The 21,863-nt window shown below is 60.5% G+C and carries 25 protein-coding genes; 4 read left to right on the forward strand and 21 right to left on the reverse strand.

Going from position 1 to position 21,863, the window contains the following annotated elements:
* Nucleotides 1-3: 3 nt before the first annotated feature.
* From hisA to ACN9MY_RS00975, 17 genes are all read right to left on the reverse strand, one after another.
* The gene (gene hisA, locus ACN9MY_RS00895) at nt 4-768 is read right to left on the reverse strand and encodes a 1-(5-phosphoribosyl)-5-[(5-phosphoribosylamino)methylideneamino]imidazole-4-carboxamide isomerase (protein WP_426166613.1); all 765 of its coding nucleotides are present in this window, start codon (nt 766-768) and stop codon (nt 4-6) included.
* A 16-nt stretch (nt 769-784) separates the two neighbouring features.
* Complete coding sequence (gene hisH / locus ACN9MY_RS00900) at nt 785-1,426, reverse strand: imidazole glycerol phosphate synthase subunit HisH (RefSeq protein WP_426166614.1); 642 nt, start codon at nt 1,424-1,426, stop codon at nt 785-787.
* Nucleotides 1,427-1,447: 21 nt separating this feature from the next.
* Nucleotides 1,448-2,038: an imidazoleglycerol-phosphate dehydratase HisB gene (gene hisB / locus ACN9MY_RS00905; RefSeq protein WP_426166615.1), complete on the reverse strand. Its 591-nt coding sequence runs from the start codon at nt 2,036-2,038 to the stop codon at nt 1,448-1,450.
* A gap of 21 nt (nt 2,039-2,059) precedes the next feature.
* The gene (hisC, locus tag ACN9MY_RS00910) at nt 2,060-3,160 is read right to left on the reverse strand and encodes a histidinol-phosphate transaminase (protein ID WP_426336730.1); all 1,101 of its coding nucleotides are present in this window, start codon (nt 3,158-3,160) and stop codon (nt 2,060-2,062) included.
* Between the two features lie 6 nt (nt 3,161-3,166).
* Entirely contained in the window at nt 3,167-4,027 is an 861-nt protein-coding gene (locus tag ACN9MY_RS00915; RefSeq protein WP_426166617.1) for a DNA-methyltransferase, read from the reverse strand.
* A complete protein-coding gene (gene hisD / locus ACN9MY_RS00920; protein ID WP_426319954.1) occupies nt 4,024-5,328 on the reverse strand; it encodes a histidinol dehydrogenase in 1,305 nt (434 codons plus the stop codon). The genes ACN9MY_RS00915 and hisD overlap by 4 nt, the downstream gene beginning before the upstream one ends.
* Nucleotides 5,328-5,975: an ATP phosphoribosyltransferase gene (hisG, locus tag ACN9MY_RS00925; protein ID WP_426166620.1), complete on the reverse strand. Its 648-nt coding sequence runs from the start codon at nt 5,973-5,975 to the stop codon at nt 5,328-5,330. The genes hisD and hisG overlap by 1 nt, the downstream gene beginning before the upstream one ends.
* A 5-nt stretch (nt 5,976-5,980) precedes the next feature.
* The gene (gene murA, locus ACN9MY_RS00930; protein WP_426336731.1) at nt 5,981-7,231 is read right to left on the reverse strand and encodes a UDP-N-acetylglucosamine 1-carboxyvinyltransferase; all 1,251 of its coding nucleotides are present in this window, start codon (nt 7,229-7,231) and stop codon (nt 5,981-5,983) included.
* A gap of 7 nt (nt 7,232-7,238) precedes the next feature.
* Entirely contained in the window at nt 7,239-7,475 is a 237-nt protein-coding gene (locus ACN9MY_RS00935; protein ID WP_055938984.1) for a BolA family protein, read from the reverse strand.
* A gap of 18 nt (nt 7,476-7,493) precedes the next feature.
* Nucleotides 7,494-8,255, reverse strand: a complete 762-nt coding sequence (locus tag ACN9MY_RS00940) for an ABC transporter permease (RefSeq protein ID WP_155455822.1) — start codon at nt 8,253-8,255, stop codon at nt 7,494-7,496.
* On the reverse strand, nt 8,252-9,157 hold the full coding sequence (locus tag ACN9MY_RS00945; protein WP_426166625.1) for an ABC transporter ATP-binding protein: 906 nt from the start codon (nt 9,155-9,157) through the stop codon (nt 8,252-8,254). Before ACN9MY_RS00945 ends, ACN9MY_RS00940 begins: the two co-directional genes overlap by 4 nt.
* 206 nt (nt 9,158-9,363) lie before the next feature.
* On the reverse strand, nt 9,364-9,660 hold the full coding sequence (locus ACN9MY_RS00950; protein ID WP_426166627.1) for an STAS domain-containing protein: 297 nt from the start codon (nt 9,658-9,660) through the stop codon (nt 9,364-9,366).
* Nucleotides 9,660-10,304, reverse strand: a complete 645-nt coding sequence (locus tag ACN9MY_RS00955) for an MlaC/ttg2D family ABC transporter substrate-binding protein (RefSeq protein ID WP_426319962.1) — start codon at nt 10,302-10,304, stop codon at nt 9,660-9,662. The genes ACN9MY_RS00950 and ACN9MY_RS00955 overlap by 1 nt, the downstream gene beginning before the upstream one ends.
* Before the next feature lie 32 nt (nt 10,305-10,336).
* Entirely contained in the window at nt 10,337-11,113 is a 777-nt protein-coding gene (locus tag ACN9MY_RS00960) for an MlaA family lipoprotein (protein ID WP_426336732.1), read from the reverse strand.
* The gene (mlaD, locus tag ACN9MY_RS00965; RefSeq protein WP_426166633.1) at nt 11,110-11,580 is read right to left on the reverse strand and encodes an outer membrane lipid asymmetry maintenance protein MlaD; all 471 of its coding nucleotides are present in this window, start codon (nt 11,578-11,580) and stop codon (nt 11,110-11,112) included. Before mlaD ends, ACN9MY_RS00960 begins: the two co-directional genes overlap by 4 nt.
* Nucleotides 11,581-11,668: 88 nt before the next feature.
* Complete coding sequence (gene mlaE, locus ACN9MY_RS00970; RefSeq protein ID WP_090435822.1) at nt 11,669-12,451, reverse strand: lipid asymmetry maintenance ABC transporter permease subunit MlaE; 783 nt, start codon at nt 12,449-12,451, stop codon at nt 11,669-11,671.
* A complete protein-coding gene (locus ACN9MY_RS00975) occupies nt 12,448-13,251 on the reverse strand; it encodes an ABC transporter ATP-binding protein (RefSeq protein ID WP_426166635.1) in 804 nt (267 codons plus the stop codon). Before ACN9MY_RS00975 ends, mlaE begins: the two co-directional genes overlap by 4 nt.
* 229 nt (nt 13,252-13,480) lie before the next feature.
* On the opposite strand from ACN9MY_RS00975, the gene ACN9MY_RS00980 reads away from it, so the two are divergent.
* The 3 genes from ACN9MY_RS00980 to ACN9MY_RS00990 all read left to right on the forward strand — a co-directional run bounded on the left by ACN9MY_RS00980 (nt 13,481) and on the right by ACN9MY_RS00990 (nt 17,082).
* Nucleotides 13,481-15,796 (forward strand): TonB-dependent receptor, encoded by a 2,316-nt coding sequence (locus ACN9MY_RS00980; protein WP_426166637.1) that lies wholly within the window; start codon nt 13,481-13,483, stop codon nt 15,794-15,796.
* 15 nt (nt 15,797-15,811) lie between these two features.
* Nucleotides 15,812-16,315: a hypothetical protein gene (locus ACN9MY_RS00985; RefSeq protein WP_426166639.1), complete on the forward strand. Its 504-nt coding sequence runs from the start codon at nt 15,812-15,814 to the stop codon at nt 16,313-16,315.
* A gap of 140 nt (nt 16,316-16,455) precedes the next feature.
* A complete protein-coding gene (locus tag ACN9MY_RS00990; protein ID WP_426336733.1) occupies nt 16,456-17,082 on the forward strand; it encodes a class I SAM-dependent methyltransferase in 627 nt (208 codons plus the stop codon).
* Here ACN9MY_RS00990 and ACN9MY_RS00995 read toward each other — a convergent pair.
* Together ACN9MY_RS00995 and ACN9MY_RS01000 are read right to left on the reverse strand one after the other, a co-directional pair.
* Nucleotides 17,070-17,345, reverse strand: coding sequence for a hypothetical protein (locus ACN9MY_RS00995; protein WP_426319968.1), 276 nt, complete (start codon nt 17,343-17,345; stop codon nt 17,070-17,072). The genes ACN9MY_RS00990 and ACN9MY_RS00995 overlap by 13 nt on opposite strands.
* A 92-nt stretch (nt 17,346-17,437) precedes the next feature.
* Nucleotides 17,438-18,865, reverse strand: a complete 1,428-nt coding sequence (locus tag ACN9MY_RS01000; RefSeq protein WP_426166645.1) for a pectate lyase family protein — start codon at nt 18,863-18,865, stop codon at nt 17,438-17,440.
* Between the two features lie 159 nt (nt 18,866-19,024).
* Between ACN9MY_RS01000 and ACN9MY_RS01005 the strand changes: the two genes are divergently transcribed.
* Nucleotides 19,025-20,098: a DUF3592 domain-containing protein gene (locus tag ACN9MY_RS01005; protein WP_426336734.1), complete on the forward strand. Its 1,074-nt coding sequence runs from the start codon at nt 19,025-19,027 to the stop codon at nt 20,096-20,098.
* On the opposite strand, the gene ACN9MY_RS01010 is transcribed toward ACN9MY_RS01005, so the two are convergent.
* Nucleotides 20,095-20,307 carry a hypothetical protein gene (locus tag ACN9MY_RS01010; RefSeq protein ID WP_426336735.1) on the reverse strand — a complete coding sequence of 71 codons (213 nt, stop codon included), beginning with the start codon at nt 20,305-20,307 and terminating at the stop codon, nt 20,095-20,097. The two genes, ACN9MY_RS01005 and ACN9MY_RS01010, sit on opposite strands and share 4 nt — an antisense overlap.
* A 90-nt stretch (nt 20,308-20,397) precedes the next feature.
* Nucleotides 20,398-21,861 carry a glutamate synthase subunit beta gene (locus ACN9MY_RS01015; RefSeq protein ID WP_426166651.1) on the reverse strand — a complete coding sequence of 488 codons (1,464 nt, stop codon included), beginning with the start codon at nt 21,859-21,861 and terminating at the stop codon, nt 20,398-20,400.
* Between the last annotated feature and the right edge of the window lie 2 nt (nt 21,862-21,863).

Genomic DNA, 21,863 nt, shown 5'->3' on the forward strand with positions numbered 1-21,863 from the left:
TCTTTACTCTGAAAGTTCGTCGGCACGTTCCTGCGCCGAAGCCAGGTCCAGCGTGCCTTCATAGATCGAACGGCCGCAGATCACGCCTTCGACGCCTTCGTCCTGCACAGCGCACAGGGCTTCCACGTCGGCCAGGTTGTGCAGGCCGCCGGAGGCGATGATCGGGATGCGCACCGCCTGCGCCAGGCGCACGGTGGCTTCGATGTTCACGCCGCCCATCATGCCGTCGCGGCCGATGTCGGTGTAGATGATCGATTCAACACCGTAGCCTTCGAATTTCTGCGCCAGGTCGATTACTTCGTGGCCGGACAGCTTGCTCCAGCCATCGGTCGCCACCTTGCCGTCCTTGGCGTCCAGGCCGACGATGATGTGGCCGGGGAAGGCGCCGCAGGCATCCTGCAGGAAGCCCGGGCTCTTCACGGCGGCCGTGCCGATGATGATGTAGCTGATACCGTCGTCGAGGTAGCGCTCGATGGTGTCGAGGTCGCGGATGCCGCCGCCCAGTTGCACCGGGATTTCAGGCAGGTCAAACTCCTCGGCATAGTCTTGCACGGCCTGGATGATCGATTTCACCGCACCTTCGTTCTTTGGCTTGCCGGCAAAGGCGCCGTTCAGGTCCACCAGGTGCAGGCGGCGCGCGCCTTGCTCGAGCCAATGGCGGGCCATCTTGCCCGGGTCGTCGGAAAAGACGGTTGCAAGTTCCATATCGCCCTGTTTCAGGCGAACGCAGTGACCATCCTTGAGGTCGATAGCAGGAATGAGCAGCATGATGTTGTTCTTGAGGTTAAGGATTCCAGTGGATGAAATTTTTGTACAGTTGCAGGCCGGTGGCGGCACTCTTTTCAGGGTGGAACTGTGTGGCAAAAATATTGTCGCGGGCGACGGCGCAGCAGAACGGCTGGCCGTACACGGTTTCCGCCGCGCTGTGCTGCGCCTGGGCGGGTTGCGCGAAGTAGCTGTGCACGAAATAGAACCACGCGTTGTCGGGAATACCGTCCCACATCGCGTGCGGCGCGCGCTGGCGCACCTGGTTCCAGCCCATCTGCGGCACCTTGAAGCGCGAACCGTCTTCCTGCAGCATGCCGTCGAGCTGGAAGCGCACCACCTTGCCGGGCAACAGGCCCAGGCCCGGGGTATTGCCGCCTTCTTCGCTCATGTCAAACAGCATCTGCTCGCCCACGCACACGCCCATCATCGGCTTCGACGCGGCAGCGCGCAGCAGCGCATCTTTCACGCCGGATTCATTCAGGCTGCGCATGCAGTCGCGCATGGCGCCCTGGCCGGGCAGCACGATGCGGTCGGCGGCATCAATGGCGGCGGGCTCGCCGGAAATCAGTACTTCGGCTTCGGGTGCGACGGCGCGCAATGCCTGCGCTACGGAGCGCAGGTTGCCCATGCCGTAATCGACTACTACGATTTTTTTCATGTCAGTCAGCCGTAGTTGTCGTTACAGGCTTCCTTTGGTGGACGGGATGGCGCCGGCAGCGCGCGGATCAAGTTCGCTGGCCATGCGCAGGGCGCGGCCGAAAGCCTTGAACACGGTTTCGCACTGGTGGTGTGCATTGGTGCCGCGCAGGTTGTCGATGTGCAGCGTGACGCCCGCATGGTTGACGAAGCCGCGGAAGAATTCCAGCGTCAGGTCGACATCGAACGCGCCGATCATCGCGCGGGTGAATGGAATGTGATACTCGATGCCCGGGCGGCCGGAAAAATCGATGACCACGCGCGACAGCGCTTCGTCCAGCGGCACATACGCGTGGCCGTAGCGGCGGATGCCCTTCTTGTCGCCAATCGCCTTGGCAACTGCCATGCCGAGCGTGATGCCCACGTCTTCCACTGTGTGGTGGTTGTCGATGTGGGTGTCGCCGGTGGCTTCGATATCGAGGTCGATCAGCCCGTGGCGGGCGATCTGGTCCAGCATATGGTCGAGGAAAGGCACGCCCGTGTTCAGCTTCTGGACGCCGGTGCCATCGAGATTGATGGCAACGCGGACCTGGGTCTCGCTGGTGTTGCGAGTGATTTCTGCGGTGCGGTTCATGAAAAGCTCTTGGGTTTCGCTTCAGGACGCCAGGGCGGCTTTCAGGCCGTCCAGCATGATTGCGTTTTCCTCGGGCGTACTGACCGTGATGCGCAGGCAGTTGGCCAGTACATTATGCATTCTACCCACATTTTTGATCAAAACCTTGCGCTCGAGCAGTTTGGCATGCGCCTGGTCGGCATTCGGTACACGAATGAGGATAAAGTTTGCCGCCGAGGGGAAAACGTTGACACCCGGCAATTTCGCCAGTGCCTCGGACAGCTCGCTGCGCTGTTGGCGCAGCAGGGCGGCCTGTTCGTTCAGCACCTCGAGGTGGTCGAGGCAGAATTCGGCGGCGGCCTGGGTCAGGACGTTGACGTTGTAGGGTGGGCGGATCTTGTCGAATTGTTCCAGCAGGGCTGGCGCGCAGGACATATAGCCGAGGCGGATGCCCGCCAGGCCAAGTTTCGACAGCGTGCGCATGACGATCAGGTTGGGGAATTCAGGCAGGCGGCCCATGAAGCTCTGTTGCGCAAAAGGCTCGTACGCTTCATCGACCACGCACAGGCCCTTGTCGCCCAGCGCCTTGATGACTTGCTCGATAGCGCCGGCGTCGAACAGATTGCCGGTCGGGTTGTTCGGATAGGCCAGGAAGACCAGGGCCGGCTGGTGCTGCGCGATCGCCGCCAGCATGGCCGGCAGGTCGAGCGTCAGGTCGGCCTTCAGCGGCACGCCGATGAAGTCCATGCCGGCCACCATGGCCGAGCGCTGGAACATGACAAAGGACGGCGCAGGCGCCATCATCACGGCGCGCTTGCCCTCGGCAGGCTGCAAGGCGCAGGCCTGGGCCATGATGGCGATCAGCTCGTCCGAGCCATTGCCCAGCATGACGTCATAGCCCGCTGGCACGCCAAGCCTTGCGCGAATACGCTGCTTGATGGTTTCGTAGCTGGCGACCGGGTAGCGGTTCAGCGCGACGCTGGCGATGCGGTTGGCCAGCTCATGATGCAGGTGGCTCGGCAGCACATAAGGATTCTCCATCGCATCCAGCTTGATAAATCCGCTGGCATCCGGCACATGGTAGATGTGATCGGAACGCACATCCTGGCGGATCGTATTGGCGATAAGGCTGTCGAGGGACATTCTGCATTACTCCTGTTCTAAAACCTCGCTAAGCGCCGGCGATTGCTTTGCCTTGCGCCCTCTGCGTGGCGGAGGTGTCTGACCCTGCGGGTCAGACATCGGTTTACCGGTTTCGGCAAGCGCTTCAAGGCGCTTCCGAGCTATGTCGCAATACTCGGGATTCAATTCAAAGCCAACGAAATCACGGCCGCAGCGACGCGCGGCAACAGCGGTGGTCCCGCTGCCCATGAACAAATCCATCACCACGCCATCCGGCGGGCAACTGGCCTTGACCATGCGTTCAATGATCTCCAAAGGCTTTTGCGTCGGGTGGTCGACCCTTTCCGCATGCTCCCGGTGCAAGCGCGATACGCTCCACAGGTCCTTGGGGTTGTAGCCCACTTCCAGCCATTTCGCGCCGACGAAGATCGAACGAGAACGGGCTTTCTTGGTTTCGGCGTCGTACGGGATACGCACGGCGTCGAGGTCAAAGTAATAATCCTTGCGGCGCACAAAGAAACCAATGGTGTCGTGCACCGACGAAAAACTGCGGGTACTGCCGCCCATGGAAGGCACGCGGCGGTCCCAGATAATCTCATTCATCATCGTCATGCGCTTTTTTAGCATGACGAAAATCTCCGGCGAATAACGCCAGGTCAGGAAGATGTACAGGCTTCCGTTCGGCTTCAGCTTGGGCAGGGCGGCGTCGATCCACGCTTCCGTCCAGGCCAGGTAGTCTTCCATCGACTGCTGGTCGGAAGTGTTGCCGTAATCCTTGCCCAGGTTGTAGGGTGGATCGGTCAGGATCAGGTCAACGGAACCATCCGGCACGCGGGCCAATCCGGCCAGCGCGTCCTCACAGTAGACCTGGTTCTTCCAGTCGGTCATTTCAGGCGCAGCTCCGCGCTGCGGGCGTGGGCCTGCAAGCCTTCGCCGTAAGCCAGTTCCGCAGCGATCTTGCCCAGCGTTTGCGCGCCCGCTTCACTGACGTGTATCACCGACGAACGCTTCTGGAAATCGTAGACGCCGAGCGGCGACGAGAAGCGCGCAGTGCGCGAAGTCGGCAGCACGTGGTTCGGGCCGCAGCAATAGTCGCCCAGCGATTCGGACGAGAAGCGGCCGAGGAACATGGCGCCAGCGTGGCGGATCTGGTCGGCCCACTGCTGCGGGTTCTCGGCCGAGATCTCCAGGTGTTCGGCGGCGATGCTGTTGGCGATGGCGCAGGCTTCCGCCATGTCGCGCACTTTCACCAGCGCGCCGCGATCGCGCAGGGAAGTTTCGATGACGGCCTTGCGCGGCATGGCCGGCAGCAGCTTGGCGATGCTGGCCTCGACCTTCGCGATGTATTCCGCGTCAGGGCACAGCAGAATCGCTTGCGCCAGTTCATCGTGTTCTGCCTGCGAGAACAGGTCCATCGCGACCCAGTCAGGATCGGTGGTGCCGTCGCAGATCACCAGGATCTCGGACGGGCCGGCGATCATGTCGATGCCGACGGTACCGAACACGCGGCGCTTGGCCGATGCCACGTAGGCATTGCCCGGGCCGACGATCTTGTCGACCGGCTGGATGGTTTCCGTGCCGTGCGCCAGCGCAGCCACGGCTTGCGCGCCGCCGATGCCGATCACGCGGGTCACGCCGGCGATGGCGGCGGCAGCCAGCACCATCTGGTTCTTCACGCCGTCCGGGGTCGGCACGACCATGATGATCTCTTCGACGCCAGCCACTTTCGCCGGCACGGCGTTCATCAGCACCGACGACGGATAGGCTGCCTTGCCACCGGGGACGTAGATGCCCACGCGGTCCAGCGGCGTAATGCGCTGGCCGAGGATGGTGCCGTCGGCTTCGGTGTAGGTGAAGCCTTGCAGTTCCTGCCTCTGGCGCTCGTGGAAGGCGCGAATGCGGTCGGCGGCGGTTTGCAGGGCAGCGCGCTGCGCGCCAGGCAGCGCGGTCAGCGCGGCATCCAACTCCGGCTGGGTGATGTCGAAGTCGGCCATCGACGCCGCCTTGGTGCGGTCGAAGCGGTTGGTGTATTCCAGCACCGCTTCATCGCCGCGCGCGCGCACGTCGGCGATGATCTTTGCTACCGCGCCTTCGATGGCGTCATCGGTTTCTGCTTCAAAGGCCAGCAACGCGTCGAGCGTTTCCTGGAAGTCGTCTTGGGTGGAGTCGAGTTTGCGGATCATGACCATTACGCCTTCGCCAGCGAGGCGCGTTCAAATGCTTCGATAATCGGTTGCAGGCGGGCGCGCTTCATTTTCAGGGCGGCCTGGTTGACAACGAGGCGCGACGAGATGTCCATGATCTCTTCCACTTCCACCAGGTTGTTGGCGCGCAGCGTGCTGCCGGTGGAGACCACGTCGACGATCGCGTCGGACAGGCCAACCAGCGGCGCCAGCTCCATCGAGCCATACAGCTTGATCAGGTCGACGTGCACGCCCTTCTTGCCGAAGTGCTCGCGCGCGATCGAGGTGAACTTGGTCGCCACGCGCAGGCGCGCGCCCTGGCGCACCGCGGTCTCGTAATCGAAGCCGGCACGCGTCGCCACCGACATGCGGCACTTTGCAATATGCAGGTCGACCGGCTGGTACAGGCCTTCGCCGCCGTGCTCCAGCAACACGTCCTTACCCGCCACGCCGAAGTCCGCCGCGCCATGCTGCACATAAGTCGGCACATCGGATGCGCGCACGATCAGTACGCGAATGCCAGGGTCCGAGGTAGGCAGGATCAGCTTGCGGGAGGTTTCCGGATTTTCGAGGACCTTGATGCCTGCTGCTTCCAGCAGCGGCATCGTGTCTTCAAAGATCCGGCCTTTCGACAGGGCGAGAATAAGGTCCATGATGATTATTTGATGCGGGTGATATTGGCGCCTACGGCGGACAGCTTCACTTCCATGCGGTCATAGCCGCGGTCCAGGTGGTAGATGCGGTCCACCAGGGTTTCGCCCTTGGCGGCCAGGCCGGCGATCACCAGCGAAGCCGATGCGCGCAGGTCGGTCGCCATCACGGGCGCGCCGATCAGCTGCTCGACGCCGTCGATGTAGGCGGTGTTGCCGTCGATGGAAATCTTCGAGCCGAGGCGGTTCATTTCCTGCACGTGCATGAAGCGGTTCTCGAAGATCGTTTCGGTCACCTTGCTGCTGCCGCTGGCGATCAGGTTCACCGCCATGAACTGCGCCTGCATGTCGGTCGGGAAGCCCGGGTATTCGGTGGTGCGGAAGGAAACCGGCTTTGGACGCTGGTCCATTTTCGCGCGGATCCAGTTGTCGCCCACGGTCAGCTCCACGCCCATCTCGCGCAGCTTGTCCAGCGCCACGTCGAAGATGTCGGTGCGCGTATTGCGGATCGTGATGTCGCCCCCTGCAGCCGCCACCGCGCACAGGAAGGTCGCTGCTTCGATACGGTCGGAGATCACGTCATGCTTGGCGCCGTGCAGTTCCTGCACGCCCTGGATCACCAGGCGGTCGGTGCCGATGCCTTCGATCTTGGCGCCCATGGCCACAAGCAGGTGGGCCAGGTCGGTCACCTCAGGCTCGCGCGCGGCGTTCTCCAGCACGGTCTCGCCTTCGGCCAGGGTGGCCGCCATCAGCAGGTTCTCGGTACCGGTCACGGTGATCATGTCGGTCACGATGCGCGCGCCTTTCAGCTTCTTGCACTTGGCGTAGATATAGCCGCCGTCGATCGTGATCTCGGCGCCCATCGCCTGCAAGCCCTTGATGTGCTGGTCGACAGGGCGCGAACCGATCGCGCAGCCGCCCGGCAGCGACACCTTGGCTTCGCCGAAGCGGGCCAGCAGCGGCCCCAGGACCAGGATCGATGCGCGCATGGTCTTCACCAGCTCATACGGCGCTTCGTACTTGCCGATCTTCGAACCGTTCAGCGTGACCTTCTCGCCGTCCTGCTCAACCGACAGGCCGGTCTGGCGCAGCAGCTTGAGCATGGTCGCCACGTCGTGCAGCAGCGGCACATTGGTCAGTTCCAGGTCGCCCGCGGTCAGCAGGCCCGCGCACAGGATAGGCAGGGCAGCGTTCTTGGCGCCGGAAATCTTGATGTCGCCGACCAGGCGCTTGCCGCCGGTGATGAGCAGTTTGTCCATATTGTTCTTATCCTTGGAATTCTTCTGGGGTCAGGGTTTTCATCGACAGTGCGTGGATCTCTTCGCGCATGCGGTCGCCCAGCGCGGCATACACCAGCTGGTGGCGCTGGATCAGGCGCTTGCCGGCGAAGGCAGGCGACACGATCACGGCCTGGAAGTGCTGGCCGTCGCCTTCCACTTGCAGGTGGGTGCATTCGAGGCCGGCAGCGATGTAGCTGTGGATTGCTTCTGGAGTTGTGGTCACTTTGAATTCCTCAATAAATCAGTGGCGCAAGCGGTAGCCGCTGCGCAGGAGTTTGATAGCGAGCAGCGCCAGCACCACCAGGAAGGCGGAGACGATGGCGACGCTGATCCATGGGTTCACGTCGGACTGCCCGAAGAAGCCGTAGCGGAAGCCGTCGATCATGTAGAAGAACGGGTTCGCGTGCGAGACGGCCAGCCAGAATGGCGGCAGCGAATGGATCGAATAGAACACGCCGGCCAGGAAGGTCAGCGGCACGATCAGGAAATTCTGGAAAGCAGCAAGCTGGTCGAACTTCTCGGCCCAGATGCCGGCGATCAGGCCCATGGTGCCGAGGATGGCAGCACCGAGCAGGGCAAACACCAGGATCCACAGCGGCGCGGTGAAGCTCAGGTGCGCGAACCAGGCGGTAATCGCGAACACGCCAAAGCCCACGGTAATGCCGCGCACCATCGAGGCCAGCACGTAGGCGGAAAAGATCTCCCAGTGCGACAAAGGCGTGAGCAGCACGAACACCAGGTTGCCGGTGATCTTGGACTGGATCAGCGAGGACGAGGAGTTGGCGAATGAATTCTGCAGGACGCTCATCATCACCAGGCCCGGGATCAGGAAGGCGGTATAGGTCACGCCCGGATACACCTCGACGCGGCCCGACAGCACGTGCCCGAAGATCAGCAGGTACAGCATGGCGGTCAGGATCGGCGCGGCGATCGTTTGCGTCGCTACCTTGTAGAAGCGCAGCGTCTCTTTGTAGACCAGGGTGCGGAAACCGGTGGTGATCATACGATGTTCTCGTCCATGATTTGCAGGAAGATGTCTTCCAGGTCGGCCTGCTGCAGCTGCATCTCGTCGATGCTGATGCCGCCCTGGCGCAAGCGGGCCAAGATGCCTTCGACCTCCGCGTAATCGTTGATGCGCAGGCTGTATTTGTTGTCTTCCGGCGGATGGTTCAGCAGCGGCTGCAGGTCTTCCGGCAGGGAGTTGTGCGGCAGGTGCAGCACCAGCTGCGAACCGGAGATGCGGCGAATCAATTGCGACATGGTGTCCAGCGCCACCACCTTGCCCAGCTTGAGCATGGCGACGCGCTTGCACATGGCTTGCGCTTCTTCCAGGTAGTGCGTGGTCAGCACGATCGTGTGGCCTTCGCGATTCAGGCGCGTGATGAACTGCCACAGGGTCTGGCGCAATTCCACGTCGACGCCGGCGGTCGGTTCGTCCAGCACGATGACGGGCGGCTTGTGCACCAGGGCCTGGGCCACCAGCACGCGGCGCTTCATGCCGCCGGACAGCGCGCGCATATTGGTGTCGGCCTTGTTGGCCAGGCCCAGCTCCTCCATCACCTCGTCGATCCACTTGTCGTTGTTGCCCAGGCCGAAGTAGCCGGACTGCAGGCGCAGCGTTTCGCGCACCGTGAAGAAGGGATCGAATACCAGTTCCTGCGGCACCACGCCCAGTTTGCGCCGCGCTGCGCGGAAATCGGACACCACGTCATGGCCGTGGATCTTGACGCTGCCGGCATCGGCGCGGATCAGGCCGGCGATGATGGAGATCAGGGTCGTCTTGCCGGCCCCGTTCGGCCCAAGCAAGCCAAAGAACTCGCCTTCCTCGATTTTCAGGGACACGCCGCCAAGCGCCTGCAGCGCCTTGTAGCGCTTCTGGACGTTGCTGATTTCGATTGCTGTCATGCTTACTTGTATAGATAACTGGGACAACGATGACCGTTGTAAAGGCGCGCGCTCATCAGGCGCGGTAGACGGTCAATTATATTGGAATTTTGGTTCGGGCTCGTTGAACCCGTATTTAGTTACCAGGATTTCCGGTGTCAGGTGCTGACAGGCGAAGCCTGTTGGCCCCTGATACCGCTGTTACTACGCAGGGGGTGAGGCGGGGGTCAATGATGATGCAGGTCGGCGGGCGACACGAGCGTGCACACGCCGTAGAGCTTGGTCAAGCTCTGGAGCTGTTCTGGCAGGTTGCGCAGTTCCAGCTTGATGCCGCTTTGGGCGGCAGCGCGCTGCCATGCCAGCATGACTGACACGGCAGCGGAGTCCACGGCTTCCACCTGGCTCAGGTCGAACACGGTCTGGCCGGCGCGCAGCGCAGCCAAACCATGTGCCAGTGCCTCCGTGGCGTTGGCCACGGTCAGCGACTTCAGCGACAGCTGATTGGAAACAGTGGTATCAGGCATTATTTACCTGCGGTCTTCAGCGGCTTGGAAGCCAGCTTCTTGTTCTTTTCGGACAGGGTCTTGATCAGGCCGTCGATGCCGCCCTTCGAGATTTCCGAAGCGAAAGTGCCTTTGTAGGCTTCCACCAGCCAGGCGCCCAGCACGTTGATGTCATAGATCTTCCAGCCGGCGTCGGTCTTGGCAACGCGGTAGTTCAGCTGGATCGGCTCGCCACGCGTCTGGTTCACCTGGGAACGCACTTCCACTTCAGTGTCGCCTGGGGACGAACGCATAGGCTTGAAATCGACGGTCTGGTCTTTCACCTGGGACAGCGCGCCCGAGTAGGTGAAGATCAGCAGGGTACGGAATTCGGCAGCCAGTTGCTTTTGCTGTTCAGGGGTAGCTTCACGCCAGTAGCGGCCGGCCGCGAGCGAGGTCATGCGCTGGAAGTCGACGTAAGGCAAGATCTTGGTTTCCACCAGGTCCATGACTTTCTTCTGGTTGCCGGCCTGGATGTCCTTGTCGGACTTGGCGGTTTCCAGCACTTCGGAGCTGATGCGCTTGACCAGCGCGTCCGGCGCTTCATTGGCAGGAGCAGGAGCGGCAAATGCGCTGGTAGCGAAAGCTACAGTTGCGACCGCGATCAGTTGTTTGATCAATTTCATTGTTCTTTACCTATGTAGGGTTGTGTTCCGGATCACAGGCTGGGTTTGGTTTCAGCCGGTTCCGGCATTATAGCCTGAGGCTGCTTTGGCGCCTCGTCCTCCACTTCAGGCTGCTTCTGCTTGTCCTTCGGACCGTCTTCGCCATCGTAAACCTGGCTGTTACGGCGCTGCATCCAACCGTCACGGATGAACTCGTAACGGTCGAGGGCGGCATCTTCCAGCAGTGTGGAGGCGTCCAGCAGAGCTGCACGCTGATCCACAACACGGGTAACGGTGCCGATGTTGCGCACGTTGACAGGATCTTTGTATTGCCATGGATCGGCGCTGATATCCAGCGGCAGGGCGGCAGTATCGCGCACGGTGGATGGGCCCAGCAGCGGCAGCATCAGGTAGGGGCCGGACGGCACGCCCCAGGAGCCCAGGGTCTGGCCGAAATCCTCTTTATGTTTTTGCAAACCTGCTTCGGAAGCAATATCGAGCACGCCCAGCAGGCCGAAGGTCGAGTTGAAGGCCACGCGCATCAAGTCCGACATGCCATCGCCAACCTTGCCTTGCAGCAGGTTGTTGGCGGCGGTCCAGACGTCAGCCAGGTTGCCGAAGAAGTTGCTCACGCCGGTCTGGAAAAAGCCGGGGGTGACGTTCTTGTAGACGGTGGCGGTCGGCTTCAGCGCGTACTCGTCCACCTTGTCGTTGAAGTTGAACACGGCACGGTTATAGCCTTCGAACGGATCGCGCGGGTTTGGACCGGCGCAGCCGCTCAGCGTGCCAACGACGGCCAGGCTCAGGGCAAGTGTACGGAATTTGCTCATTGGGAGTCCTTTCCTTCGGCTGCCTTGCTATAGATGAACTGGTTGATCAGGTCTTCCAGCACGGTTGCGGACTGGGTGCGGGCGATACGGTCGCCAGCCACCAGGTTCTTCTCGTCGCCGCCGGCTTCGATGCCGATATACTGCTCGCCCAGCAGGCCGGCGGTCAGGATCTTGGCCGAGCTGTCTTTAGGGAACTTGAAGCCCTCTTCCATATCCAGCGTCACCACGGCTTTATACACCTTGTCGTCAAAACCGATCGACGCGACACGGCCAACCACCACGCCGGACGCCTTGACGGCAGCCTGCGGGCGCAGCGAGCCGATGTTGTCGAAACGAGCGGTCACCTGGTAGGTCTTGCCCATGGTCATCGAGCCGAGGTTGCCGGCCTTGAGTGCCAGGAACATGAGGGCGGCAGCGCCCATCACAATGAACAGACCAACCCAAACGTCGAGAGATTTACGTTGCATATCGAATCCTATAATCAGCGGTGTCAGGGCCAAACATACAACACGCTGCGCGTGTCGCATGTCAGGAGCTGACCCCGGTTGTTACTTGCTATTTGCTAAACATCAGCGCCGTCAGCATGAAGTCGAGCCACCAGATCATCAGCGAAGAGATGACCACGGTGCGCGTCGTCGCACCGGAAACGTCTTCCGGGGTAGGCTGGGCTTCATAGCCCTGGTACAGCGCGATATAGGTGATGGCTACACCGAACACCACACTTTTCACGAATCCATTGAATACGTCTTTCCACACGTCCACGCCACCCTGCATCTGCGACCAGAACGCCCCTTCGTCGACACCGATCAGCCCAACGCCGATCAGGTAGCCGCCCAGGATACCGACCGCGCTGAACATGCCGGTCAGCAGCGGAACCGAGATCACGCCAGCCCAGAAACGCGGCGCCAGCACGCGCTGGATCGGGTTCACAGCCATCATCTCCATGGCGGACAGCTGTTCGCCCGCCTTCATCAGGCCGATCTCCGCGGTCAGCGACGTACCGGCGCGGCCGGCGAACAGCAGGGCCGTGATGACCGGTCCCAGTTCGCGGGTCAGGCCCAGCGCGACCAGCAAGCCCAGCGATTCGGAAGCGCCGTATTTGTTGAGGGTGTAATAGCCCTGCAGGCCCAGCACCATGCCGACGAACAGGCCGGACAGGATAATGATCAGCAGCGAATAGTTACCGATCACATGAAGCTGCTCGACCAGCAGGCGCGGACGGCGCAGCAGGCCAGGCGACAGCCCCAGCATCGTGAAGAAGGTACGTGCGGAAAGGCCGATGCTTTCCACATAGTCGCGTGCGCCACCACCCACGCTCAGCAGGAAACGGCGCATCATTTGCGTGCTCCCAGGCCCAGGTCTTCGGCCAGCGATTTGCCCGGATAGTGGAATGGCACCGGGCCATCCGCTTCCGCGTGCACGAATTGCTTCACGTAAGGATCAGTCGAAACCATCATGTCTGCCGGAGTGCCGTGGGCAACGATCTTGCCCTGCGACAGGAAATACACATAGTCGGCAATCTGGAACGACTCTTTGACGTCGTGCGAGACCAGGATCGTGGTCGAACCGAGCGCATCGTTCAAGTTGCGGATCAGGTTGGCGGTCACGCCCATCGAGATCGGGTCGAGGCCGGCGAACGGCTCGTCGTACATGATCAATTGAGGGTCGAGCGCGATCGAGCGCGCCAGCGCCACACGGCGCGCCATGCCGCCGGAAATTTCGCCGGGCTTCAGCTTGGCAGCGTTGCGCAGGCCGACCGAATGCAGCTTCATCAGCACCAGGTCGCGGATCAGTTCTTCCGGCAGGTCGGTATGTTCGCGCAGCGGGAAAGCCACGTTTTCATACACGGTCAGGTCGGTGAACAGCGCGCCATGCTGGAACAGCATGCCCATTTTGCGGCGCAGCACGTAGAGTTCCTTGGTCTTCAGCTGGTGAACGACCTGACCCTCCACGCTGACGGTACCTTTTTGCGGGCGGATCTGGCCGCCGACCAAGCGCAGGACAGTGGTTTTGCCGCTGCCGGAGCCACCCATGACAGCTACCACCTTCCCGCGAGGAAAGTCCATATGGAGGCCGGACAGGATGGCCCGTTTTCCATAGCTGAAGTGTAAGTCCCGGATTTCGACTAAATTTGACACGGATGTCGCTCTTTGTTCTTGAGGCCACATTGTAATTCAGAAACGCTTATCTCTGCTTGGCGCGCCGTAGCGGCCCAGGTGGCACAGCTAAAGAGGCAAATTTTACAACACTAATAACCGCAAAGTCAGCAATTTACAAATTGAAACGCTTGTTGATTGGTGTTCAGTGCTGCAAGGCAGCAAATTCCTGCTATTTTAATAACTTTGGCTCATTCATAGGAAAAAAGGCATGAAAATTCGTCGGACGGTCGTTGCGTGCTCCCTGGCGGCTATCTCGGCCCAGGCCTTGGCGGATAGCGACAAGATCGAAGTGGTCACCGTGACTGCGCAAAAGCGCAAGGAAGACCCGAACAAGGTGGCGATGAGTATTTCCGCCATCAGCGGCTCGTCCCTGCTGTCGCAGCAGGTGGACGATTTCACCGACCTGACGCGGGCCGTGCCGAATATTTCCTTCACCGCCGCCACCGGCAATGGCGGCGCCGGTCCGGGAACTTCCAATATCGAAATTCGCGGCATCAGTTCCGCAGCCGGCCAGGCCACCGTCGGCATCTACCTCGGCGACGTGTCGCTCACCGTCGGCAACCTGTACACCATGGGGACGGTGGAGCCGAAGTTCTTCGACATTGACCGCGTCGAAGTGCTGCGCGGTCCGCAAGCCACGCTGTACGGCGCCAGTTCGATGGGCGGCACCATCAAGTTCGTGCCGAACGAACCGGACCTGAAGGAGCGCGAAGTCACGGCCTACGCCGAAGCCTCGTCCACCAAAGGCGGCAGCCCGGGCTATTCCACCAATGTGGTCGGCAACTTCCCGCTCATCGACAACGAACTGGCGCTGCGCATCGGCGCACAAGCCCAGCGCTCCGGTGGTTTCATCGACCAGGTCGACGGCGATGGCAAAGTACTGGCCAGCGATATCAACAAGATCAACGACCAGGAGCTGCGCGTTGCGCTGAAATGGGCGCCGACGCGCGACCTGACCATCACGCCTTCTATTTACTACCAGCGCGTGGACGCCAAGGATATCGCGGCCTTCAACCTGGATCGCCCGCCCTACCAGGCGCAAAAGCAGGTACGCGAGCCATCCATCGACAAGCTGCTGACGCCTAACCTGGCCGTCAACTGGGACTTGGGCGGAGCCGACCTGACCTCGAGCACCAGCTACTTCCAACGCAAATTCGACCGCACCCAGAACGGTTCGGCCTACAACAGTTACTCGCTGTCGACCTTCCTGACCTCGACCGACGATGGCGGCAAGGCCCCGCCCGAACTGATCGAAGCGATTGCAGGCCTGCCGTCGGCTGTGTACCTGAATAACGCAGTGCGCCAGATCTCGCAGGAGTTCCGCCTGGCGTCCAAGCCTTATGCGGCAGGCGGCTCGCCGGTAACCTGGCTGGCTGGCTATTACTTCTCCAACCAGCATACCAACCTGAATGAGAACGACCCGATCTTCGGCGTCAACGACACCTTCACCAGGTTCGGCTTCTCCAGCGCCGATCCGGACTTGCTGCCGGACTCATATCCCGGCGCCTTCCCGAACGATAACTCATTTGCCGGCGAATTCCACTACCGCGAAAAACAGCACTCAATCTTCGGCGAAGTAAATTACTACTTCTCGCCGGCGCTGCATGCCACCATTGGCGCGCGCTACCTGAAGGGCAAGTCCGCGCTTGCCCAGCGCAACAGCCTCTACCTGGCCGGAGCAGGCAACAACAGCACCACCAATCTGTCGTCGCATGCCTTCACTCCGAAATACGCGGTGACCTGGGAAGCTTCGCCTGACCACACCATCTACGGCTCTGTCGCCAAAGGCTTCCGCCTCGGCGGCTCCAATGTATTCGTGCCGCCAACCACCTGCGGTCCGGACCTGGAAGAAAACGGCCTGACTGCAGGCCCGCCAACCTATGCCTCGGACAGCCTGTGGAGCTATGAGGTCGGCAGCAAATCGCGCTTCATGCAAGGCCGCGTCGCCGTCAACGCCGACGTGTTCTACGTGAAGTGGAAGAACATCCAGCAAGGCGTGTACTTGCCGACCTGCGCCTACTCGTACAATGCCAATGCCGGCAACGCCACCAGCAAGGGCTTCGAATTCGACGTCAAGGCCAAGCCGATGGCCGGGCTGACCCTGAGTGCAGCCGGCGGCTACGTAAAGGCTGAACTGTCGAACGACGACGGCATCGCCAACGGCGTAGTCGGCGCAGTCAAAGGCGCGCAAGTGCAGGGCGTGCCGAAGTACAACGGCACCCTCACCGCGCAGTACAACTTCTCGACCGCCGGCGGCCGTAGCGCATTTGTGATGGGCGGAGTGCAGTGGGTCGGTCCTAGCAAAGGCTCGCTCAACCCCGAGCAGACCGACTACGAGCGTCCTTCTTACCACACGGCTAACTTCAGCGCCGGCATTTCGATTGACCGCTATCAATTGACCGCATTCGTGAAGAACGCCTTTGACGAAGACAAGGCAATCCAGCACCCGCAAGTCGCCTCGATCGTTCAGGGCTACCGCCTGGCGCCGCGCAGCATCGGCATGAGCATCGCTGCGAAGTTCTAAAGGAGAGATGGCGCTATGTACAAACGGATCTTGCTGTTATTTTTTCTAGCGGCCCATGCAGCACTTGCATCTGCTGCTAGCGACCGTGAACTGGAAGAGGGCCTGGCGAACGCGCTTCGCCTTAAACCCGGCACAACCGAACGTACCCGAGACTCTGGCAAAGCCATTCAAGCGTATATGCGTGAAGGAGTCGTGAACAAGCGGCCAAACGATCGCTGGGACTATACAGATTACTATCAGGTGAAGAAACCGGCTTCTTTCATGGGACATGACCTCGTCGTCATCGAAGAGGAGTACATGTCGAAGTTTATTGGTTGCTGTGTCAATCCGGGAGCTGGCGTCACGGTCAGGCTCAATGGGAGCCCACACAACCTGGAAAAATTTGCCGAAGCTAACATGTGCTCATTCGATGACAACGTAAGCGTCAAGGAAGGGTTGCGCGGCGTGCGAAACAAGACGGCGCTGCGCAAAGGGCGATACGCAACGTTGAGCTGTCGCGATAACGACACCCGTCGCTAACCTGATAGGGAACCAAAGGTCCCGACGGCCTTCGGAGTCTTTATGGGCCTATGCGGTTTGGTCGGCTGGCACTTTCATCCTACCGCGCTGGTGGCACTGCTCTCCTAAAGCTAACCCATGTTTGAATAGACGTGAACCCAATGCGCGCTATCACGGTTCCAGGAACCGAAGGCTATGCTGAAGATGCCGCGTGGCTGATCCCGCGCTATGAAAGCGTTTCCTTCGTCGATAAATATCGGGCTGTCTCTCATCTAATTCCTGCGGCACCAAGCACAATCCTGGATATCGGTGCCGGAACGGGTGTGGATTCTTCCTGGCTTGCCGAGCTTGGCCACGATGTCGTGGCCATAGAGCCTGTCACCGCATTCCGGGATGCTGGCATCAAGCTTCATCCCTCGCGCCGGATCGAATGGATTGATGACAGCCTTCCAGGATTGGTAAAGATCGCGCAACGCGAAAAGGAATTCGATGCTGTGTTGATTAGCGCGGTTTGGGGCCACCTTGCGCCAGATGAAAGAAGGCTGGCAATGTCCAACATTGTGCCCTTACTCAAATCTGCCGCGGTCCTCGTCATATCGATCAGGCACGGCCTGGCTCCTGCTAATCGGCGAGTTTTCGAGATTTCTGCCGATGACACTATCGAATTGGCAAAGTCGTTCGGCCTTGAGATGACGCTGATTGCCCGCATGCCGTCAATACAGCCACTTAATTGCCAAGCGGGCGTCACCTGGTCCTGGTTAGCCTTCAAACGAAGTTATGCGCCATAGACCTTAGCCAGGATTGCGACCACCCCCAGCACGACGGTAAATAGCATGCCTGTGAGGATGCGAATTTCGACGCGGACACCGCGAATCTCCGCCCGAACGTCGCGGAAATTCTCCCTGGCCTCCGCCCGAAAGTCGCGAAAGTTCTCTCGTGTATCGTCCCTGAACTGGCTTAACAATTCTGACTGGTTTTCAGTGAAAACTTCGAGCCGCACCACTCGGTTTTCAACGTCACCATTCGGCTTACGCGTGGGGTCGCCATTCATCAGCCGCCTCGCTTTGGTATGCATGCACCGAGTTTACGCTCATGAGGAAGATCGTCAAGCGCACTGGGCTGTGCACTTGACGGGTGTGAAGATCAGTTCACCGTGATCTTGCCGGTGCCTGCGTTACTCAAGACCGATGCCTTAACAGCCGACGCGGCCAATGGTGAAACCGAATACGGCACACTCCAGCCGACCTGGTTGCTGAAGCTGCACTTGGTCGACAGGTTGAGCGCTGCGCCGTTCAACAGCGAACCGGCATCCGTGATCGCGCCGGTCTTGCTGGACGAGCCAGGGTTGGTCACGACCTGCGGGCAGCTCGAGGCGCCAGCGATATCAAATGCGTTGTTTTGCGAGATGATCTTGGCCTTGTAGGCGACGCCAATGCTGTAATGGTTCGGGTAGACAGCGTGCGAACGCGAGCCCTCGAAGTAGTTGTTATACAGGTGCACCTTGCCGAACCGTACGCGCGGGCCGCGTTCCGCCACATTCAGGAAGTGGTTGTTGTGGAAGGTTACGGTCAGGTGGCCGTCGTCAGTGGTCTTGCTGTCAGAAGAACCGATCAGGTTGTTCTTCTGGTGCAGTTCGAAGCGGTTGTTCGACACGGTCACGTAGTCTGAGCCGTTCTTCACATCCAGCGCGCCGTCGTGGCATTGCTTGACCTTGCCATTTTCGACTGGCAGCTTGTCGTCAGTGATCGAGCCGTCAGTGAAGACGTTGTGGTCGACCCAGACATTGCGGGAGTTCGAGATGGTGATGCCATCGTATTCCGAGTTCCAGTTGCCGCTGCTGCCATCGTTCGGATCCCAGACCGGGTAGAGCGAGCATGGGTTCTGGATCGTGAGATTGCGCACGATGACGTTCTGCACGCCGTTCAGCACGATGTTGCCGTTCACCAGGCGGGCGTCGTTGCCGACACCGATCAGGGTGGTGTTGCTGCCTGGTTTGATCTGCAGGCGCAGTCCCTCGTCGGTGGCGCTGGTGAATGGACCACCATTGTCGGCCGCGGCCATGTTAATGGTGCCCTGCAGTTTGATGATCTTCGGATTGTTGCCCTGCGCTTTCAGGGCAGCGACCAGTTGCGACCCAGTGTTGACCAGGTAGATGGCCGATGCCGGTGCTGCTGCGCCGCCGGTGGTGCCGCCACCTTGACCTGCCCAACCAGTGGAAGGTGCGGCTTCCTTGGTGGCGTTAGCTGCCGGCGCTGGTGCAGGGGTAGGGTCCGGGGTTGGCGTCGGGGTCGGCGTTGGCGTGGTGCTGGACAGGGGACCCACGGCGCACTTCTTGGTCACGCCTGGAGAAGGATCGCTGCCAAACGTGCTGGTAGCGCACAGGATGTCGCCAGCGAGCGTCTTGACGACCCATTTGTCCTTGATGCCATAGGAAACCTGTCGACTGCTGGTGCCGACCTTGCAGGTACCGCCCTGGTCAGCGCATTTGGAATAGCCACTGGGCCAATCGGCCGCGAATGAGCCGGCGGAATAGATCAACATCAGGGCGCCGCAAATGAAGCTTTTCTTCATAGCCTAGATATCTCCGAAAAATTGTTGAGGGAATTGACATGTAGGACAACCTTGTTCAAATAATCCATGTTATCAGACATCCTATAACATTACCGGCAGTTACGCAGAAATATTTCTATTGGACAACTACGAAAGTGTGGCTCCAGCTATACTTTGGAAATGGACAGGCTGCCTCTGACTCTCGTCGCGTTGGCTTTCGCGATCCTTTTTCCGCTCCTCGGCTTTGTTGCCGGCGTGAAGCCGCTCTATGAACACGGAGAGAATTGGTGGCGTTCCCGCACTTCCGTGGCAGTACCGGCCCGGGTCGAATCATTGGAACGGGTCGAGCATCTCAGCAGGAAAAGAATCGCGACGTATCGGGCCAAGGCCTCCTTTCGCTACACTTTCGAAGGCCGCCAATTCGTTGGCGGACAGGCCAGCTTCTATGACACTCCGGAACTTCACGGCGGCTTCCAGGACAAGTTGTACGATGAGTTAAAGAATTCTCAGCAGCGACAATCCCTGGTCGACATCTGGGTAGATCCCAGCCACCCCGAGCGCGCCGTTTTCAACCGTACGCTGGATTGGGAAACAACTGTCTGGAGCCTGCCATTTGCGCTGCTGTTCAACGGCTTCGGGCTGGCAGCCTGGGGCTACATATTTAATCTGTGGCGTCCCGGGCGCAACAAGACGATGGCTGACCGGCTCCGGGAAGGGCGGCCAATCCTGCTCGAAGGGACAGACGGCACAGCGCTGCTTTTTGTCTTTGCGCTGGCCTGGAACTCCTTTAGCTGGCCTTTCGCCACAATCGCGCTGGAACACATTCGCGCAAACGGCCTTTCGCTGGCGGCGATAGCGTTTCTGTTCCCAATCGCTGGCCTGGGTCTCATTCTGCTCACCTGGCTGCAGTTTCGGAATCGATGGTTTGCTGGACGGCCCGTTCTCGAAATTACCGGCCTTTCGCCGCTGCGTGGGTCCATCCATTTCAGCCCGGCGATCGGGCAGCGGTCGCCGCCACTTGAGCTGATGCATCGTGTCAGCATCAGCCTTCGATTAGTGAAGAGCGTCAGAAGCAGCCAGAATAAGCCGATCAAGATTTGGGAACATTGCTTGCAGGACGGGCCTGTAGCCCGCGGCACCAAAGTCCTGGATTTCGTGGCCGGTCCACCACGCGAGCGCATGGGGGAACAGCTTGAACTCGTGCTTGAGCTGGCGGGCGCGAACTATTCGTTCCATTTGCCACGCAGCCGCTAGCTCCCGCCAAACACCTTCACAACCAATGCCGCAGTGCCAAGTCCCACGGTGACAATCATGCCAATCGTCGCAATTTGAAGACCAATCACCATCCGGAAATCAGCGCGGAGTTCACGAACATCTGTCAGGAGGTGCTCCGCTGTCGCTTCAAGGCGGGCCAGTCGGCTTTCAGTATCGCCCTTCTGCTTGCGGGAGGGTTCGTTCTGCATGGCAGCATCGCTTTGAATGCGTGCTGCCAGTTTACGCTCATGGAAAACTTCGTCAAGCGCACTGGGCTGTGCGCTTGACGTGAGGCGGGATCAGCGCGGCAGGACCGAGGTGCCCATCAGGTACTCGTCGACAGCGCGGGCGCACTGACGGCCTTCACGGATCGCCCACACTACCAGCGACTGGCCACGGCGCATGTCGCCTGCTGCGAACACGCCAGGCTTGCTGGTCTTGTAGCTGTTGTCGCCTTCAGTCGCGGCGCGGGCATTGCCGCGTGCGTCCTTGTCGACACCAAAGGCGTCCAGCACCTGCTGCACCGGCGAGACGAAGCCCATGGCCAGCAGCACCAGGTCGGCCTTCATTTCGAATTCCGAGTTCGGCACTTCGGTCATCTTGCCGTCTTTCCATTCGACGCGGCAGGCGACCAGCTTTTCAACCTTGCCGTTCTTGCCTTCGAGACGCTTGGTGGCGACGGCCCAGTCACGCTCGCAGCCTTCTTCATGCGAAGACGAGGTGCGCAGCTTGGTCGGCCAGTACGGCCATACCAGCGGCTTGTTTTCCTGCTCCGGCGGCATCGGCATCAGTTCGAACTGGGTGACGCTGGCAGCACCGTGGCGGTTCGAGGTGCCAACGCAGTCGGAACCGGTATCGCCGCCGCCGATCACGATCACGTGCTTGCCGGTGGCCTTGATCTGGTCCTTGATCTTGTCGCCCGCGTTGACCTTGTTCTGCTGCGGCAGGAAGTCCATCGCGAAGTGGACGCCTTTCAGTTCACGGCCCGGCACCGGCAGGTCACGCGGCTGCTCGGCGCCGCCCGCCATCACCACGGCGTCGAAATCTTTTTCCAGGTCTTCCGGGAAGATGGTTTCCTTGGAGCCGTTGGCAACGGTGGCCGGGAAGTCCTTGCCGATCAGGACGGAGGTGCGGAACTTCACGCCTTCTGCTTCCATCTGCTCGACACGGCGGTCGATGTGGTGCTTCTCCATCTTGAAGTCAGGGATGCCGTAGCGCAGCAGGCCGCCGATGCGGTCGGCCTTCTCGAACACGGTCACGTCATGGCCGGCGCGCGCCAGCTGCTGCGCAGCGGCCAGGCCTGCAGGACCGGAACCGACCACGGCAACCTTCTTGCCGGTCTTGACTTCGGCCGGCTGCGGCACGACCCAGCCGTGCTCCCAGCCTTCATCGATGATCTTGTGTTCAATCGACTTGATGCCGACCGGCAGCTCGTGGATGCCCAAGGTACAGGCGCTCTCGCAAGGCGCCGGGCAGATGCGGCCCGTGAACTCGGGGAAGTTGTTGGTCGAGTGCAGCACGTTCAGCGCTTCGCGGTAGTGGCCGCGATAGACCAGGTCATTCCAGTCCGGGATGATGTTGTTGACCGGGCAGCCCGAGTTACAGAACGGGATGCCGCAGTCCATGCAGCGCGCGCCCTGTACCTTGGCCTGGTCGTTGGTCAGGTGAATGACGAATTCTTTGTAGTTCTTGAGGCGAGCCTCGGGTGCCAGGTAGCTTTCTTCCTGGCGCTGGAATTCCATGAAACCGGTGATCTTACCCATTT

This window comes from Pseudoduganella sp. R-31 (assembly GCF_049913235.1).
GTDB lineage: Bacteria > Pseudomonadota > Gammaproteobacteria > Burkholderiales > Burkholderiaceae_D > Rugamonas.